This is a genomic window from Arthrobacter sp. 05T442, from assembly GCF_056395945.1.
Window position 1 is genome coordinate 128,033 of record NZ_JBFTKM010000005.1, and the last position, 14,649, is coordinate 142,681.

General features: G+C 66.3%; 15 protein-coding genes and 3 tRNA genes. 4 read left to right on the forward strand and 14 right to left on the reverse strand.

What is annotated here, in order from left to right:
• Positions 1-15: 15 nt before the first annotated feature.
• The 4 genes from AC1DES_RS07780 to AC1DES_RS07795 form a co-directional block, all read right to left on the reverse strand.
• On the reverse strand, positions 16-213 hold the full coding sequence (locus AC1DES_RS07780; protein WP_476895128.1) for a hypothetical protein: 198 nt from the start codon (positions 211-213) through the stop codon (positions 16-18).
• Entirely contained in the window at positions 203-961 is a 759-nt protein-coding gene (locus AC1DES_RS07785) for a phage antirepressor (RefSeq protein WP_476895129.1), read from the reverse strand. The genes AC1DES_RS07780 and AC1DES_RS07785 overlap by 11 nt, the downstream gene beginning before the upstream one ends.
• Positions 958-1,224, reverse strand: a complete 267-nt coding sequence (locus AC1DES_RS07790) for a hypothetical protein (RefSeq protein ID WP_476895130.1) — start codon at positions 1,222-1,224, stop codon at positions 958-960. Before AC1DES_RS07790 ends, AC1DES_RS07785 begins: the two co-directional genes overlap by 4 nt.
• 99 nt (positions 1,225-1,323) lie before the next feature.
• On the reverse strand, positions 1,324-1,545 hold the full coding sequence (locus AC1DES_RS07795) for a helix-turn-helix domain-containing protein (RefSeq protein WP_476895131.1): 222 nt from the start codon (positions 1,543-1,545) through the stop codon (positions 1,324-1,326).
• 140 nt (positions 1,546-1,685) lie between these two features.
• On the opposite strand from AC1DES_RS07795, the gene AC1DES_RS07800 reads away from it, so the two are divergent.
• Positions 1,686-2,171, forward strand: a complete 486-nt coding sequence (locus tag AC1DES_RS07800; RefSeq protein WP_476895132.1) for a helix-turn-helix transcriptional regulator — start codon at positions 1,686-1,688, stop codon at positions 2,169-2,171.
• Complete coding sequence (locus AC1DES_RS07805) at positions 2,164-3,363, forward strand: tyrosine-type recombinase/integrase (RefSeq protein WP_476895133.1); 1,200 nt, start codon at positions 2,164-2,166, stop codon at positions 3,361-3,363. The genes AC1DES_RS07800 and AC1DES_RS07805 overlap by 8 nt, the downstream gene beginning before the upstream one ends.
• Before the next feature lie 110 nt (positions 3,364-3,473).
• Here the strand turns inward: AC1DES_RS07805 and AC1DES_RS07810 are convergent.
• The 5 genes from AC1DES_RS07810 to AC1DES_RS07830 form a co-directional block, all read right to left on the reverse strand.
• Positions 3,474-3,547: transfer RNA gene (locus AC1DES_RS07810), tRNA-Ile, on the reverse strand.
• Between the two features lie 112 nt (positions 3,548-3,659).
• The gene (locus tag AC1DES_RS07815; RefSeq protein WP_476895182.1) at positions 3,660-4,850 is read right to left on the reverse strand and encodes a glycosyltransferase; all 1,191 of its coding nucleotides are present in this window, start codon (positions 4,848-4,850) and stop codon (positions 3,660-3,662) included.
• Positions 4,851-4,961: 111 nt separating this feature from the next.
• Positions 4,962-5,864, reverse strand: a complete 903-nt coding sequence (locus AC1DES_RS07820) for a DMT family transporter (RefSeq protein WP_476895134.1) — start codon at positions 5,862-5,864, stop codon at positions 4,962-4,964.
• Positions 5,864-6,487 (reverse strand): CDP-alcohol phosphatidyltransferase family protein, encoded by a 624-nt coding sequence (locus AC1DES_RS07825; protein WP_476895135.1) that lies wholly within the window; start codon positions 6,485-6,487, stop codon positions 5,864-5,866. The genes AC1DES_RS07820 and AC1DES_RS07825 overlap by 1 nt, the downstream gene beginning before the upstream one ends.
• A gap of 55 nt (positions 6,488-6,542) precedes the next feature.
• A complete protein-coding gene (locus AC1DES_RS07830) occupies positions 6,543-7,424 on the reverse strand; it encodes a phage holin family protein (protein ID WP_476895136.1) in 882 nt (293 codons plus the stop codon).
• 184 nt (positions 7,425-7,608) lie between these two features.
• On the opposite strand from AC1DES_RS07830, the gene AC1DES_RS07835 reads away from it, so the two are divergent.
• Entirely contained in the window at positions 7,609-8,832 is a 1,224-nt protein-coding gene (locus tag AC1DES_RS07835; RefSeq protein WP_476895137.1) for a multidrug effflux MFS transporter, read from the forward strand.
• Between the two features lie 482 nt (positions 8,833-9,314).
• A complete protein-coding gene (locus tag AC1DES_RS07840) occupies positions 9,315-9,722 on the forward strand; it encodes a hypothetical protein (protein ID WP_476895138.1) in 408 nt (135 codons plus the stop codon).
• Between the two features lie 103 nt (positions 9,723-9,825).
• Here AC1DES_RS07840 and AC1DES_RS07845 read toward each other — a convergent pair.
• The 5 genes from AC1DES_RS07845 to dusB form a co-directional block, all read right to left on the reverse strand.
• Positions 9,826-9,898: transfer RNA gene (locus AC1DES_RS07845), tRNA-Asn, on the reverse strand.
• A gap of 136 nt (positions 9,899-10,034) precedes the next feature.
• Positions 10,035-10,107, reverse strand: a tRNA-Asn gene (locus AC1DES_RS07850).
• Positions 10,108-10,160: 53 nt separating this feature from the next.
• A complete protein-coding gene (gene dnaG / locus AC1DES_RS07855; RefSeq protein WP_476895139.1) occupies positions 10,161-12,110 on the reverse strand; it encodes a DNA primase in 1,950 nt (649 codons plus the stop codon).
• A gap of 64 nt (positions 12,111-12,174) precedes the next feature.
• The gene (locus tag AC1DES_RS07860) at positions 12,175-13,464 is read right to left on the reverse strand and encodes a deoxyguanosinetriphosphate triphosphohydrolase (protein WP_476895140.1); all 1,290 of its coding nucleotides are present in this window, start codon (positions 13,462-13,464) and stop codon (positions 12,175-12,177) included.
• The gene (gene dusB, locus AC1DES_RS07865; protein ID WP_476895141.1) at positions 13,457-14,635 is read right to left on the reverse strand and encodes a tRNA dihydrouridine synthase DusB; all 1,179 of its coding nucleotides are present in this window, start codon (positions 14,633-14,635) and stop codon (positions 13,457-13,459) included. Before dusB ends, AC1DES_RS07860 begins: the two co-directional genes overlap by 8 nt.
• Positions 14,636-14,649: the final 14 nt, after the last annotated feature.

Here is a 14,649-nt window from a genome sequence, read left to right on the forward strand (position 1 = left end):
GTGCACTTCCTTTCGTTAGCTCTGGTCGTCAGCGCAGGTGCCATGCGACTTATCAGTTTCGAGGGCAGCCCTGCCGGCCTTCACCGGCGTGATGCCTTGGACCACGTAGGGATTCTTGGCGGCAACCGCGGCGTCATTCAGCGGGCCCTCGTGTCTGGTCCCGTGCCAGTAACCAGATGCCCACGCGGCGGCAAGGTCGGCTTCAGTGATCATCAGTGGGGCCTCCGCTCCGGACCAGGCTGCCAGCGGGCACTGCTGCCTCTTCCGCCGCCTGGGAGAGCTTCCGGCGGAGGAAGTCCAGCCCAGCCGGCCGGACCATCGTCGTTGCCGTAGGGACCGTCTCACCGGCCCGGTTTTTGTAGCTGCCGAGCTTGACCTCGAAGTGATGCATGTAGCGCTGGTACGGGAGGTTGTTGCCCTGCAGGATGCCCAGCCGGCGCAGATCCCGGAAGAGGACGTTCTGCCCGTACCCGAGGGCCTTGGCGGCGGCCTGCATGGAATAGAGGCCGCTGGCGTCCATCAGCGCGTCATAGGCTTCGGCCTTGGGTGCTACGGCTTCGAGCTGCTCGAAGGTATCCGCGAGCTGGCGGAGGGCGTCGGCGAAGCTGGTGGGCAGGGCCGGAGCCTCGGTGGGTGCGGAGTGGAACGATCCTGTTTTGCGGATGGTTGGCAGGACAGTGCCGGTCACCCAGCGTCGGAACGGCTTGGCGCCTTCGGAGTTGCTGCGGAAGATCGAGTCATAGAGGCCGGCTTCGGAGATGACGACGAGGTCCTGATCTCCACCGGGGGTACGCACTTTCGCGTACCCCTTATCGTCAGCGTCCAGGCGCCGCGTCATGTCGGACGCCATGCGGTAGTCGAGGATCCCGGCGACGTCGGCCGCGATGAACCATGGCTCACCGTCCAGTTCGATGGTCCGGACTTCCTGGGCGTCGTAGGTGAACTGCTGGACGGTACTCACAGTTCGATCTTTCCGGCGGCCGCGTGGTGGATGACTCCGACGCCCTTGTAGCGGGGATCCTTGGCTACGGCGATGGCGTGGATGGCCAGGCTGTGGAAGGGCAGGAGCTCCTTGCTGTTCCACAGCTGTTCGGCGACAGCGTCGGGCGCCCACGGGGCGTCTGGGCGGGTGCGGCCGCGGGCCAGGGAGACGATGGCGCCGAGGCGGTGGAAGTCGCGAACGGTGGGGCGGGTGGGGAGGGTGTCTGTTATCGTGGTGCTCATAATCTGTACTTCCTTCGTGGTGTCGGTGGTGTTGATTTCTGGGAGCCAGTTACCGCTGGCTCCCTTTTTTGTTTCTGCCGGCTACTGCTGCCGGCACGGTCAGGCCGCATCCCTTGGGTCTGCCAGTGTGTTCAGCCACTCGGCGATGTCGGTACGTGAGTAGCGGACGTGGCTGCCGATCTTGTGGCCGCGAGGCCCTTTATGCCGAGACCTCCACACATAGATGGTGGCGAGCGGGATGCGCAGTTCCTGTGCCAGCTCAGCGGGGGACAGCCATTCTTGTGCCGAGGCCTGCCGGTCAGCGCTTACTGTCAATTTCACGAATCCTCCTTGTAGTTCCACAGCTTGAATTTGGCTTCCAATCAAGTCATGGCTTTAGCTTGCCCATTTATTCACCGGTTGTCAAGCTCCATCTTTTCCGACATACTGACTAAAGCCACAGACCTACATCAAGGAGAGCAATGGCCAAGCCAATCGAGCAAGTCATCGGAGACAACGTAAAGAGGCTCAGGGAGGGCCTGGGCATCTCCCAAGCAGAGTTGGGCGAAGAGGTCGGCGTGAGGCTTGGAACGAAGTGGATACCTCAAACCGTGTCGGCTGCCGAGCGCGGAAAACGCCAATTCATCGCCGCCGAAATCGTGGTCCTTGCCCACGTTCTGAAATGCCGGATCCAGTACCTTTTCGAGAGCCCCGATTCGGAGCCGATCATGATCAGCGATGCGTTCATTTCCACTCCGGACTTCACAAGCACACTCGACGCCAGCGGGATCAACGACGAGCAGCTGCGCCGGATGTACTCAAAGCTCCGCACCAACCTTCAGGCCATGCCGGCCATTGCGGGTGCTTTGAAAGAGGACCTCAAGAAGATTGAGGACATTGCCGCCAACACCACTCGGCTCCTGCGTTTGGAACAAGGCGCCGATGAGGATGAGTCGGCCGATGCCTAGGCCGCCGCTGCAGATCGGCACCTGGGGGAAGATCAGCCGGGATGAGGTCACCCCCGGGGTTTGGCGTGCGATGGCCCGGTTCCGGGACTTCGACGGCATCACCCGGAAGGTGGAGGCCCGGGCCGTGGCGACGTCCAAAGCTGACAAGGGTGGGAAGGCCGAGCGGCTCCTGATCGCAGCGCTGACGGACCGTGCCATGCCCGCCGGCGAAGACATCACTGGCGACATGCGCATCATAAAGCTGGCCGTCATCTGGTGGGCTGAGTTCGAGGACACCGGCCGGGCGCTGAACACCCGCCGCCGGTATAAGGACATCCTGGACAACTACGTCTCCCCCGGCGTGGGCGGCCTCCGGATCCGGGAAGCCACCGTGTCCACCCTGGACCGCTTCCTGAAGACCATGAGGACCAAGCACGGCAACGCCACGGCCAAGCTCTGCAAGACGGTCCTGTCCGGCATGCTGGGCCTCGCAGCCAGGCACGGCGCCCTCGACGGGAACCCGCTCCGCGACGTCGCCACGATCCCGACCAACCACAAGGAGGTCCGGGCCCTGACCGTGTCCGAGGTCGGCGCGCTGCGTGCAGGGCTCCGGCAGTGGGAGAAGAACAAAAAGCAGGCCGGCCGCTACCCAACTGTGGACATGCTCGACGTCGTCGACATCATGCTCGCTACCGGTGCGCGCATCGGCGAGGCCCTGGCCATCCGATGGAAGGACATCGACCTGAAGTCCGAGCGCCCGACGGTCACCGTCAACGGGACGATCGTCTACATGGGGCAGGGCCATGGGCTGACCATTCAGGACCACCCTAAGAGCGCCCATTCACGGCAAAGGTACTTCCTGCCACCCTTCGCCGTGGAAATGCTCCTGAGGCGGCAGGTAGGCCAGCTGGCGGCCAATCCGTGGGACGTCGTGTTCCCGTCCGCCGTCGGCTCGCTGCGGGATCCGAACAACTTCCGCAAGCAATGGCGCTCAGCGCGGGACGAGCTCGGCTTCCAGTGGGTCACACCACACACGTTCCGGAAGACCGTGGGGACCCTGCTGGAAGCCTCCTCGGGTATGGCCGTCGCCTCCGCCCAGCTCGGCCACTCCAGCGAGAACGTCACCGCGAAGCATTACGTCCAGAGGACCCACGAGGCTCCTGACAACACCGTGCTGCTCGAGGCGTTCGGCGCCAATGTGTCGGAGCCGTGACCGCCGCCCGGAAAGTGATTACGGTGGGTTTCCGGTGGATGCCTACCTGAGAACTTCAAAAGCGAAGAGCCCCTGATCCGCGTTTCCGCAGGTCAGGGGCTCTTTTCGTGTAGGGCTACTCGGACTTGAACCGAGGACCTTAGGATTATGAGTCCCGCGCTCTAACCAGCTGAGCTATAGCCCCCCGCGCCCGGAATCCGGATCGGCCCGCAGGGGCCGGACTGGTTCCGGGCAAAATCACTCTAGCAATAGTAGTCGTCCGCGCCGTGCACACGGCCATGCAGAGCGCGGCGCGGCTAGACGACCAGGTCGTCGTAGCTGGCGCCGCGGTAAATGTCCTCGAACGTCTGGAGGGTGCGTTCGATGCTGTGGTTCTCCACCATGCCCCGGCTGGTCTTCCCCATGGCCGCAAGCTCGTCGGCCGGAAGCGTGAGCACCCGGACCAGCTTGGCTGCCAGGTCGTCACTGTCGTTAGGGGTGAACAGGAAGCCATTCTCGCCGTCGCGCACGAGGTGCGGCAGGGCCATGGCGTCTGCCAGCAGCACGGGCGTGGACGCGGACATCGCCTCCAGTGTCACGAGCGACTGGAGCTCTGCCGTGCCGGGCATGCAGAACACGTCGGCAGCGATGTAGGCCCTACGGAGTTCGGCGTCGCTCGCCAGGCCAAGGAACTTGACCCGGTCCTGCAGCCCGAGCCGGGCAACTTGGGCCTCGAGGGACCGCCGGACTTCCCCGCCACCAACGATCTCCAGGTGAATATCCAGCTCTGCGGGAGTCTTGGCAACGGCGTCGATCAGCACGTCGATGTGCTTTTCCTCGGCGAGCCGGCCCACAAAGAGGACCGTGGGGCTGCCATGCCGCTCCACCGTCTCTCCCGGCTCGGGCTCGTAGGCGGCGGCGTCGATGCCGTTGGAGAGCGGCAGGACCTTGCGCAGGAAGGCGTGGTCGTGCATGGCTTTGGCCGCCAGCGGCGTGGGCGTCGTCACGACGTCGGCCTGGCCCATGACCTTGCCCATGTCCTTCCAGGAAATGCGCCCCACGATGTCCTTGAACCACTGCGGGAAGGGCAGGAACGGGTTCAGGTTCTCCGGCATGAAGTGGTTGGTGGCCACGACCCGGATGCCGCGCTTCACGGCCTCGTACAGCACGTGCTCGCCGATCATGTAGTGGCTCTGAATGTGGACCACGTCAGGCTGGATCTTGTCGAACAGCAGGCTGATTTCCTTTTTGATCTCCCAGGGAAAAGTGATCCGGAAGTATTCGTGGGTCGGCACTGAGTGTGAGCGGATCCGGTGGACGGTGCCTTCGTCGCTGAAGTCGCTGAAGCTGGGGCCCTTGCCCGGGCGGCAGGCGAGGACATGCACGTTGTGTCCGCGGGCAGTCATGCCCTTGGCGAGGCGGTATCCGAACATGGCAGCGCCGTTGACGTTGGGCGGGTACGTTTCCGCGGCAATCAAGATGGTCAGCGGATGCTTGCTATCGGGCATGGTCACGTGGAGGGCTCCTGGTGGTCACGGTGCGGGCAGCTGGGTCTGTGGTGGCCGGCTGGCCGTCGGCGCAGGCGTGCCGGGCCTACTGCTGAGGTCTTAACTGACGCCCTAGGACCTGCCCGCGGCCTTCCGCGCGTCTTTCTTGCGCTTGGTGACCTCGGGGTGGTGCCTGGAGAGGGCGATCACTCCCACGATAGCAAGGGATGCGGCCGTCCCCATGGCAATTGCCATCACGGCGTGCACATCGGGCCGCAGCTCGCCGAGGATCGCAATCCCGATTGCGATGCCCACGATCGGGTCGACGACGGTCAATCCCGCGATTACCAGGTCCGGCGGCCCGTTGGAGTAGGCGTTCTGGACAAACCATGATCCCAGTCCGCCCGCGGCCGCAATCGCGACGACGGAGTACCACTGGACATTCAGCAGGAACAGTCCGTTAGGGTCCAGCAGGTGTTTGCCGATGATGCGGGTCAGAACGGCCACGAAGCCAAAGAGCACGCCGGCGCCGAGGATGAAGATGAAGGCGCTCATGCGGTGTTTGAACAACAGGGCGAGCGTCCCGAAGAGACCCACGGCCAGGGCCAGCAGGAGAACAATGGTCAGCTCGTCCGTGGAACTGACGTGGTGGTTCTCCTGCGTCACGTTGACGGCCAGCACAACAAACAGGGCGGAACCGGTGACGCACGCCGAGATCGCCACCACTGTCGCCCGGTTCATGCTCAGGCCCTGGTCTTTGGTGTTGACCACCGTGGTGATCACGAGGGCGATCGCCCCGATCGGCTGGACCACGGTGAGCGGGGCCGTGACAAGGGCGATCGCATTCATCGCCATGCCGACGCACAGCAGCAGCAGCCCGAAGACCCAGCGGGGTGTCCGAAGCAGGCGCAGGAACCCATGGGTGCTGAGCGCCAGCCCGCCGGTATCGGCCTTGACCGCGCTCCCCTGGCGCTGGGCGCCGAAGGCCAGGAAGAAGGCGCCGGCCACTGCCAGCAGGACCGCGAGCCAGACCATCAGCGCGGGCCGCCGTCGTGCGCTTTGCCCGTCTTGCCCTTGCGGATGATCGCCCAGAAGTAGTTGTAGGCCGCGATCCAGTGCCCCGCCAGTCCCAGGCCCAGGAAGATCCACGCGACGGTGGCGTAAACGTCCGCAGCGGGGACTGGCATTTTGGAAAGCACCAGCAGCGGAGTTCCGACGAGCAGCAGCCCGGTCCGGATCTTCCCGATGCGGCTCACCGGCAGGTCAGGGTGGCTGCCGAAGTAGAACAGGGTCACCGTGAGCAAGACCGCGTCAGGGAGCAGGAGTGCGGCCAGATACCACCATTGGACGATGCCGGCGATGGCAAGCGTGACCGCTACGGCAATCAGGGAAAGCCGGTCGGCAATGGGGTCCATGACCCGGCCAAGGTTGGACATCTGGTTGAAGCGTCGCGCAATGTAGCCGTCCACCCAGTCGGTGCTGGCCATGACGGCCAGCACCAGCGCCCCGAAGCCGTATTGCTGCTGCGCGAGGACAAGCCAGATGAAGAGGGGGACGCCGAGGAACCGCACCACGGTCAGGAGGTTGGGGATCGTGAAGACCGCATCCTGGTGGAATTGGGGTTGCCCCGGCCGGGCTCCAGCGCCGATGAACTTCAACGGTGCCCCCTTTGCGTGGCCGGCAATGAATCTGCGTGGGAGAACAGGGGGCTGCCTAGCCCTTGATCAATTTGCGGAGCAGGAAAACGAGCGCAGCTGCGGACGCGGTGAGGGCGGCCAGCGGCTTCCAGCGCTGGCTAAGCAGGCCGGCTAGGCCCCGATCGTCCGAGGCCCCAGGGGAGGTCCTTGCCGAGCTCCCGGCCGGGGACCGGAAGCCTGCGACCTTGCCGCGGAGCTGCACCTTGCCCGCATTGAGCCGGACCTGGGTGGCGGCCAGAAGAGCCTGGGCCTGAGTCTTGACGTCGAGTTCCTGGCCGAGGTCGTCGCGCACCCCAGTGAGGTGGGTGCGGCGCTGGAGGAGCCGACGCCGGAGTTCGGCTTCGGTGGGCGGCGGGCCGAAGTCTGGCTCGGCGGCTTTCTTGGCGTCCTTTTCGGCCTTCGCCTTGGCGGCTGCTTCAGCCTTGGCGGCCTTCGCTGCCTTGGCCTGCTCGGAGGACGGATCCAGGACTGCCGGATCGAAGCCTGAGCCTTCCTTGGCGATCCCGAGATCGTACTTGAGGCCGCGAAGGGTCCCTTCGGGGACCAGCGGCATGGCCTTTTTGAACTTCCCGACGCCGACCAGAGCCACGATCAGGGCAATCAGCAGGAAGACACCGCAGACCAGGAGGGCTGCGAGCCACGCGGGCATGATCGTGGCCAGCCCCATGATCGCGGCAACGATGAGCCCGATCACCAGGAAGGCAACGAAAGCCAGGGCGACGGCGAGGAAGGCGGCGGCGATGCCGAGCTCGATGCCCTTGCGCTTGATCTCGATCTTGGCCAGGGCAATCTCGTCGTTGAGTTGGCGGGGCGCCAGTTTGAAGATCAGTCTTAGGGTCTTGGGCAGCGCGGAAATGCGCAGCCCTCCGCCTGTCCCGCCGCTGTGACGTCCGCTCATCGGTCCCGCCTAACTGGTGCCATCTGTGGTTCCGCTCGCGCGGGTTTGCCGAATCTGCACAGCTTCGCACAGACCCCGGTGTCAAAACTACCATTCAGCCCCCGGTCAGGGCCTTGACGGCAAGGCGTGGCGCGCCCGTGGAGACGCCGGCCCCGGCCACCTCCGGGCCCTAGGATGGACCTCTGTGACGACACCCACGAATCCCGGCGATGCCCTGAGCCGACGCCGCAAGCTCCTGTACATTCTGATGCTCGGGGCCCTGACCGCTCTCGGACCGTTCACCGTGGACCTGTACCTGCCGGCGTTTCCTGCCCTCGAAGCGAGCCTGGGCGTCTCCCAGGCCGCAGTTCAGCTGACACTTACCGGAACGACGGTCGGGTTCGCCCTGGGCCAGCTGGTGGTGGGACCGCTGAGCGACAAGTTCGGGCGGCGCCTGCCCCTCATTCTGGCGACGGCGGTGCACATCACCGCGTCCCTCGGCGCCGCCCTTTCCACGGACATCGCCGCGCTGGGTTTCTTCAGGATCCTGATGGGCGTCGGGGCCGCGGGAGGCGGGGTCGTGGCCATGGCCATGGTCCGGGACCTGTTCAGCGGCTACGCCATGGTGCGGATGTTTTCACGGATGGCCCTCGTCAACGGCCTGGCCCCGATCCTCGCCCCCGTCATCGGATCGCAGCTGCTGCTGCTGATGCCGTGGCCGGGCATCTTTTTCTTCCTGGCCAGTTACGGGACCCTCGTGATCATCGCGGCGCTGTTCGTGGTGCGTGAGACGCTGCCACCGGAGCTGCGGGGGAAGACCGGGCTCACAGCCCGTCAACGGTACAAAGTGCTTTTCGCGGACCGGATCTTCGTCGGCCTGCTGATGGTGGGCGGCATGAACTTCGCGGGCCTGTTCACGTACCTCTCCGCGTCGCCGTTCCTGTTCCAGGGCATTTACGGCTTCACGCCCCAGCAGTATGGACTGCTCTTCGGCATCAACTCGCTTGGCATCGTCTCCGGAGTGCAGACCAGCTCCCGGCTGATCAAACGCGTCCCGCCGCAGTGGATCCTGGCCTGTTCCACCGCCTGGATGTTCCTGATGGCCGTTCTGATTGTCGTTTTCGATCGTCTGGGCTTCGGACTCTGGGGTGTCATGGTGCCGCTGTGGTTCTACATCCTCGGCGCCGGCTTCACGTTTCCGACCGTCCAGGTGCTGGCCCTGGCCAAGCACGGCGCCCAGGCCGGGACCGCGGCCTCCTTGCTTGGCGCGGCCACGTTCATGATGGCCGGCCTCATCTCTCCGGTGGTCGGCTGGCTCGGCGGACAGTCGGCCACGCCGATGGGCGCCGTCCAGGCTGTGTGCATCTTCCTGGCCGCCGCGGCCCTGTGGCTGGTCGTCAGGCCCCGCACCGTCCCCTCGATCCACTAGGGGACCCGCCGGGCCCGCCGTTTCCCCACGGGACATGCTCATTCTTGGTGCCGCTGCCCCGGAGGACATGCCCATTCCTCGCACCCGGGACTGGGCATCACGGGATCATGTCCACGCGCCAACCCCAGCACCGGACATGTCCCGTGGAGGGCTGCCCGCCTGCCCGCACGGAACACCTGCCCCGGAGGACATGCCCATTCCTCGCACCCAGGACTGGGCATCACAGGATCATGTCCACGCGCCAACCCCAGCACCGGACATGTCCCGTGGAGGGCTGCCCGCCTGCCCGCACGGAACACCTCCCCCTGGGAGGACATGCCCAGTCCTCGCACCCAGGACTGGGCATCACGGGATCATGTCCACGCGCCAACCCCAGCACCGGACATGTCCCGTGGAGGGCTGCCCGTCCCTCTGTGCCTCTGTGCCTGTGCCCGTGCCGGAGTGCCCTATTCGGCGTCCCCGGCGGGCGATAAAGTTGATGTATGCCCGACTGGCAGGATCCTCCGCCCCTACCGGCCACGTGGCAACGGGTCGATGCCGGGATCCTGCCGCTGTGGTGGGATCGGTTGTGCGGCCAGACCAGCACCCAGTCGGCAGCCCTCTTCGCCGCCGGGCTGTTCACGGAGGATCGCCGGCGCCCGATCGCCCAGTGGTACAACCCGGCCTACGATTCCGCCCTCCTGGTCGCCCCCGAGACCTCCCCCGAATGGCCTGTGCAGCGCTTCGGGATCTTCTACGCCCCGCCGGGCTCCGGCTTCACCCAGGTGCATTCGGCCCCGCATGAGTGGCACCCGCGCGAGCCCCGGAAGTCCCCCACCGAGAACGAGGCATTCCAGGCCGCCGTGGCCGAGGCCGAGCGCTTCCTCCAGGTCGAGATGTACTTCGTCTGAGAACAGCACTCCCACGGCACCGCGGCACCCCGGAATCCGGGAACATAAAAGGGCACAAAAAAGGTCCCGCAGCCGGTTGTTCACCGGCCGCGGGACCTGTCCGCTCCTCCTGCTGGACTTGAACCAGCAACCCTTCGATTAACAGTCGAATGCTCTGCCAATTGAGCTAAGGAGGAATGAAGCAGGTACGACATTAGCAAAGGTTTCGCCGCTTTGGAAATCGGACGGGGCCGCCTTGGCACTGACCCCGCAGATACCCCCAGCGGGTATGAAAAAGTCCCCGCTCCGGTGACCCGGAACGGGGACTGCGCGCTCCTCCTGCTGGACTTGAACCAGCAACCCTTCGATTAACAGTCGAATGCTCTGCCAATTGAGCTAAGGAGGAATGAAGCGGCTATAAGCCTAGCAAACACCGGGCCGGGAAACGAAATCGGCGCCTCAGGCGTCGGACCGCAGCGACCGCCGCTGCATCTCAAGCTGCATGAGCTCGCGGTTCAGCCGGTGGAACTCCTCAGGGTCGGCCGAGGCGTCGAGCCTCTGCAGCTGTCCCATTTTGTCCGCCTTGACCCGGGTGATCTGCAGCTCGAACAATCTGGCGAGGATGTCCTTGCAGTACCGCAGCACTCCGTCGGCGGTGCTGGCTGGCAGCGGCACAACGGCGAGCTCAGACACGAGCGGCCGGAGCGGCTCGGGGACCTCCTGCAGCAACTGCTCCACCCAGCGCATCGGATCCCCTGCGAAGCCCAGCCCGGTGGCCCGGATGGCTTCGTGGATGGCACCGTACGCCGGTGTCGAGAAGCGGGCCTCCGTGAAGCGCTGCCAGGTCTCGCCTTCGAGCATCCCGGGTTCCTGCAGCGCCACCACGAGGGCCTGGCGCTCCATGGCCGCCACCGGGTCGCGGGGGTCCGGCCGGTTGAAGGACGGAAGAACGGCCGACGGCGGCAGGGGCGCCACGCCGGGCGCTGACCGCCCCGGTGCGCCTCCGCCGGGACTCTGGCCGTAGCCGGATCCGTGGCCTTGTCCGGGGCCTCCGGACGGCTGCTGGGCGGCGCGCTTGGTGGCCCCGCCGACGGCCCGGCTGACTTCCTCGACAGGCATTCCCAGCCAGCCTGCGAGTTCGCGCGCGTAAGCGGGACGGATGCCGGCGTCGCGGATTTGGGCCACGACCGGCGCGGATTCACGCAGTGCCGCGATGCGGCCCTCGACCGTGTCCAGGTTGTGCCGCTTGAGGGAGGCGCGGATGGCGAATTCGAACAGCGGGCGGCGGGTGCCGATCAGGTCCCGGACGGCGGAGTCTCCCTTGGACTGGCGCAGCTCGCAGGGATCCGCCCCGGTGGGTTCCACGGCGACGTAGGTCTGCGCCACGAACCGCTGGTCCTCTTCAAAGGCGCGAAGTGCCGCCTTCTGGCCGGCGGCGTCGCCGTCGAACGTGAAGATGACTTCCCCGCCGCTGCCGTCGTCGGAGAGGAGCCGGCGCGCGATCTTGATGTGCTCGGTACCGAAGGCAGTGCCGCAGGTGGCCACCGCCGTCGTGATCCCGGCGAGATGGCAGGCCATGACGTCGGTGTATCCCTCCACCACCACAAGCTGGCGCTCCTTGGCGATGTTCCGCTTGGCGAGGTCGATTCCATACAGGACCTGGGACTTCTTGTAGAGCGCGGTCTCGGGGGTGTTGAGGTACTTGGGGCCCTGGTCGTCCTCGTAGAGCTTGCGGGCGCCGAACCCGATCGTGTCCCCGGCGATGTCCCGGATGGGCCAGATCAGCCGGCCGCGGAAACGGTCGTAGATTCTCTGCTGGTTTCCGGGTCCCCCGGCGGAGAACATGCCCGTGAGCTTGAGTTCCGCGTCTGTGTAGCCGCGGCCGCGGAGGTGCTTGAGCAGGGCATCCCAACCCTGCGGGGCGTAGCCGACGCCGAAGAGCTCGGCGGCCGCGCGGTCGAAACCGCGGCCGTGCAGGAAGTTCCGGCCTTCCGTGGCGCCCGGGGTCAGCAGCTGGGCGCGGAAGAACTCGTCGGCCACCTTGTGGGCGTCCAGCAGGCGCTGGCGGCGGCCGATGTCCTCGCGGTTGGGGCCGGAGCCGCCGTCCTCATAGTGGAGCTCAAAGCCGATCCGGTGCGCCAGCTTTTCCACGGCCTCGTGGAAGGAGATGTGGTCCAGTTTTTGGACGAAGGAGATGACGTCGCCGTCCTCGCCGCAACCGAAGCAGTGGTAGCGGCCCGCCTGCGGGCGGACGGTGAAGGAGGGCGAGCGCTCATCGTGGAAGGGGCACAGGCCCTTGAATGACCCCAGCCCGGCGCCCTTGAGGGTCACATAGCCGTCAACGACTTCCTTGATGTCGGTCCGCTGGCGTACTTCGTCGATATCTTCACGTTTGATCAGGCCAGCCACAGTGCCATCCTAGTACCGGGCGCGACGCCGGCGGGGCGGCCATGGCGCCCGTCACCACCGCACGTCACCACAACGACGGCAGGCTGCCGACCAGCCGCTCGTACATGGCCAGCGCTGAGCCGTCCGTCAGCGATGCGACCTGGTCGATCACGACGCGCAACCGCGCGCCGTCGTCCTCGGCATCGCGCCAGTCCGCGGCAAACATCGGCTCGAGATGGCGGTCTTCGGTGGCGCTCAGGGCGGTGACGAGGGCGTGCAGGACCTCGCGCTGGCGTTCGTAGATGGGCTGCCGGTGCTCGGTGGTCATCACGAAGGTGGTGGCCAGGCCCTTCATCACGGCGATTTCCATCACGGTCTCGTCCGGGACGATCAATTCCGCGTTGTAGCGGGTCAGGTTCTCCGGCCCGTAGACGGCGCGGGTGGCTTCCAGTGCGCTCTGGCAGAACCGGCCGATGAGCTGGCTGGTCATGTCCTTCAATGCGGCCATGGATTTGCGGCTGCCGTCGGCCTCCCGCACCCAGACGCTCGTGGCTTCAAGCCGGCCGAGGGCGGCGTCGATCGCGGCGGGGTCGTTGTACGGCAGGTACCACTGCTTGGCGTAGCCCACCACACGGGCGCGGTGGTCCGGGTTGTCCATCCAGCGCAGCTGGAAGTGGCCGGCCACGATCGCGTCCTCGACGTCGTGCACGGAGTAGGAGATATCGTCGGCGAGGTCCATGACCTGGGCTTCGAGGCAGGACCGGCGCCCGGGGGCGTCCTCGCGGATCCAGTCGAAGATGGGCAGGTCGTCCTCGTAGGCGCCGAACTTGCTGGTCCGCTGCCCGTGGATGACGGGGGCGTTCTCGGCCGACCAGGGGTACTTGGCGGCGGCGTCGAGGCTGGCACGGGTCAGGTTGAGCCCCGCGGGCCGGCCGTCCGCCGCCAGGACCTTGGGCTCCAGCCGTGTCAGCAGTCGCAGGGTCTGGGCGTTGCCTTCGAACCCGCCGATGGCGTGCGCGACCTCGTTCAGTGCCGATTCGCCGTTGTGGCCGAACGGCGGGTGGCCGAGGTCATGGCTGAGGCAGGCCGTGTCGACGACGTCGGGATCGCAGCCCAGGGCGCGGCCCAGTTCCCGGCCCACCTGGGCCACTTCGAGGCTGTGGGTCAGCCGGGTGCGGACGAAGTCGTCGGTGTCCGGTGCCACGACCTGGGTCTTGGCACCGAGCCGTCGCAGTGCCGAAGAGTGCAGGACCCGGGCGCGGTCGCGCTCGAAGTCAGAGCGGTAGGTGCTCTTGGGCGGTTCCTCGACCCAGCGGGCGCAGTCGCGCGCCACGTAGCCGTCAAGTACCGGGGCGGTTGTCCTGGTTTCAGCCACCGGAGACGTCCAGTTCCGCGAAGGAGATGTCCCTCGACTGTGCGGCGTCCATGGTCCGGTCCAGCAGCCAGTCCTTGGGCAGGGCCGGCTTCTTGGGCGAGCCGGCCCTGCCGCGGGGGCCCTCGGCGTCGCCCCCGGGGTACGGCGAATCGAGGTCCAGCTGGTCCAGGGTCTCTCGCAGCACCTCAAGGCTCGTCACCAGCGCCAGCCTGGTCCGCAATTCGCTGCCGACCACGTAGCCCTTGAAGTACCAGGCGATGTGCTTGCGGATCTCGCGCAGGGCCTTCCCTTCGTCCCCGAAGGTTTCGACCATCAGTTCGGCGTGGCGGTAGACGCTCGCCGCGACCTGGCGCAGGTCCGGTCTGTGGCGCTGGTCGCTGCCCTCAAAGGCGGCCATGAGGTCGCCGAAGAGCCACGGGCGGCCCTGGCAGCCGCGGCCCACCACGACGCCGTCGACGCCGGTCTCGCGGACCATGCGGATGGCATCCTCGGCGGACCAGATGTCGCCGTTGCCGAGCACCGGGATGTCCGGCAGGGCCTCGCGCAGCCGGGCAATCGCGGACCAGTCGGCCTGCCCGGAGTAGAACTGTGCTGCGGTGCGGCCGTGGAGGGCGACGGCGGCCACGCCGGAATCGCGGGCGATCCGGCCCGCGTCGAGGTAGGTGAGGTGGTCATCGTCGATGCCTTTGCGCATCTTGATGGTCAGCGGAACGTTGCCCTTGGAGGCTTCCTTCACGGCAGTCTGCACGATCGAGGTGAAGAGGTCCGTCTTCCAGGGCAGCGCGGAGCCGCCGCCGCGCCGCGTCACCTTGGGGACCGGGCAGCCGAAGTTGAGGTCGATGTGGTCCGCGCGGTCTTCCTCAACCAGCATGCGGACGGCCTGTCCGACAGTCACCGGGTCCACGCCGTAGAGCTGGACGGAGCGGACCTTCTCGTCGTCGTCGTGCGAAATGATGCGCAGCGATTCGGGCGTGCGCTCCACGAGGGCACGCGACGTGACCATCTCGGCGACATACAGTCCTCCGCCGTACTCACGGCAGAGCCTGCGGAAAGCGGAGTTGGTGATTCCCGCCATGGGAGCCAGGATCACGGGGGTGTCTACCGTGATGGGACCCAGCTTCAGGGGCGGGAGTTCCAGCTTGGGGGCGGGAGGCGTTGCTACGACAGTCACCCGTCCATTGTCTC

What these genes read in the sequence shown, in the direction of transcription:
- AC1DES_RS07780 (WP_476895128.1), bottom strand. Translation starts at nt 213, where the DNA reads ATGATCACTGAAGCCGACCTTGCCGCCGCGTGGGCATCTGGTTACTGG.
- AC1DES_RS07790 (WP_476895130.1), bottom strand. Translation starts at nt 1,224, where the DNA reads ATGAGCACCACGATAACAGACACCCTCCCCACCCGCCCCACCGTTCGC.
- AC1DES_RS07800 (WP_476895132.1), top strand. Translation starts at nt 1,686, where the DNA reads ATGGCCAAGCCAATCGAGCAAGTCATCGGAGACAACGTAAAGAGGCTC.
- AC1DES_RS07805 (WP_476895133.1), top strand. Translation starts at nt 2,164, where the DNA reads ATGCCTAGGCCGCCGCTGCAGATCGGCACCTGGGGGAAGATCAGCCGG.
- AC1DES_RS07815 (WP_476895182.1), bottom strand. Translation starts at nt 4,850, where the DNA reads ATGCCCGATAGCAAGCATCCGCTGACCATCTTGATTGCCGCGGAAACG.
- AC1DES_RS07820 (WP_476895134.1), bottom strand. Translation starts at nt 5,864, where the DNA reads ATGGTCTGGCTCGCGGTCCTGCTGGCAGTGGCCGGCGCCTTCTTCCTG.
- AC1DES_RS07830 (WP_476895136.1), bottom strand. Translation starts at nt 7,424, where the DNA reads ATGAGCGGACGTCACAGCGGCGGGACAGGCGGAGGGCTGCGCATTTCC.
- AC1DES_RS07840 (WP_476895138.1), top strand. Translation starts at nt 9,315, where the DNA reads ATGCCCGACTGGCAGGATCCTCCGCCCCTACCGGCCACGTGGCAACGG.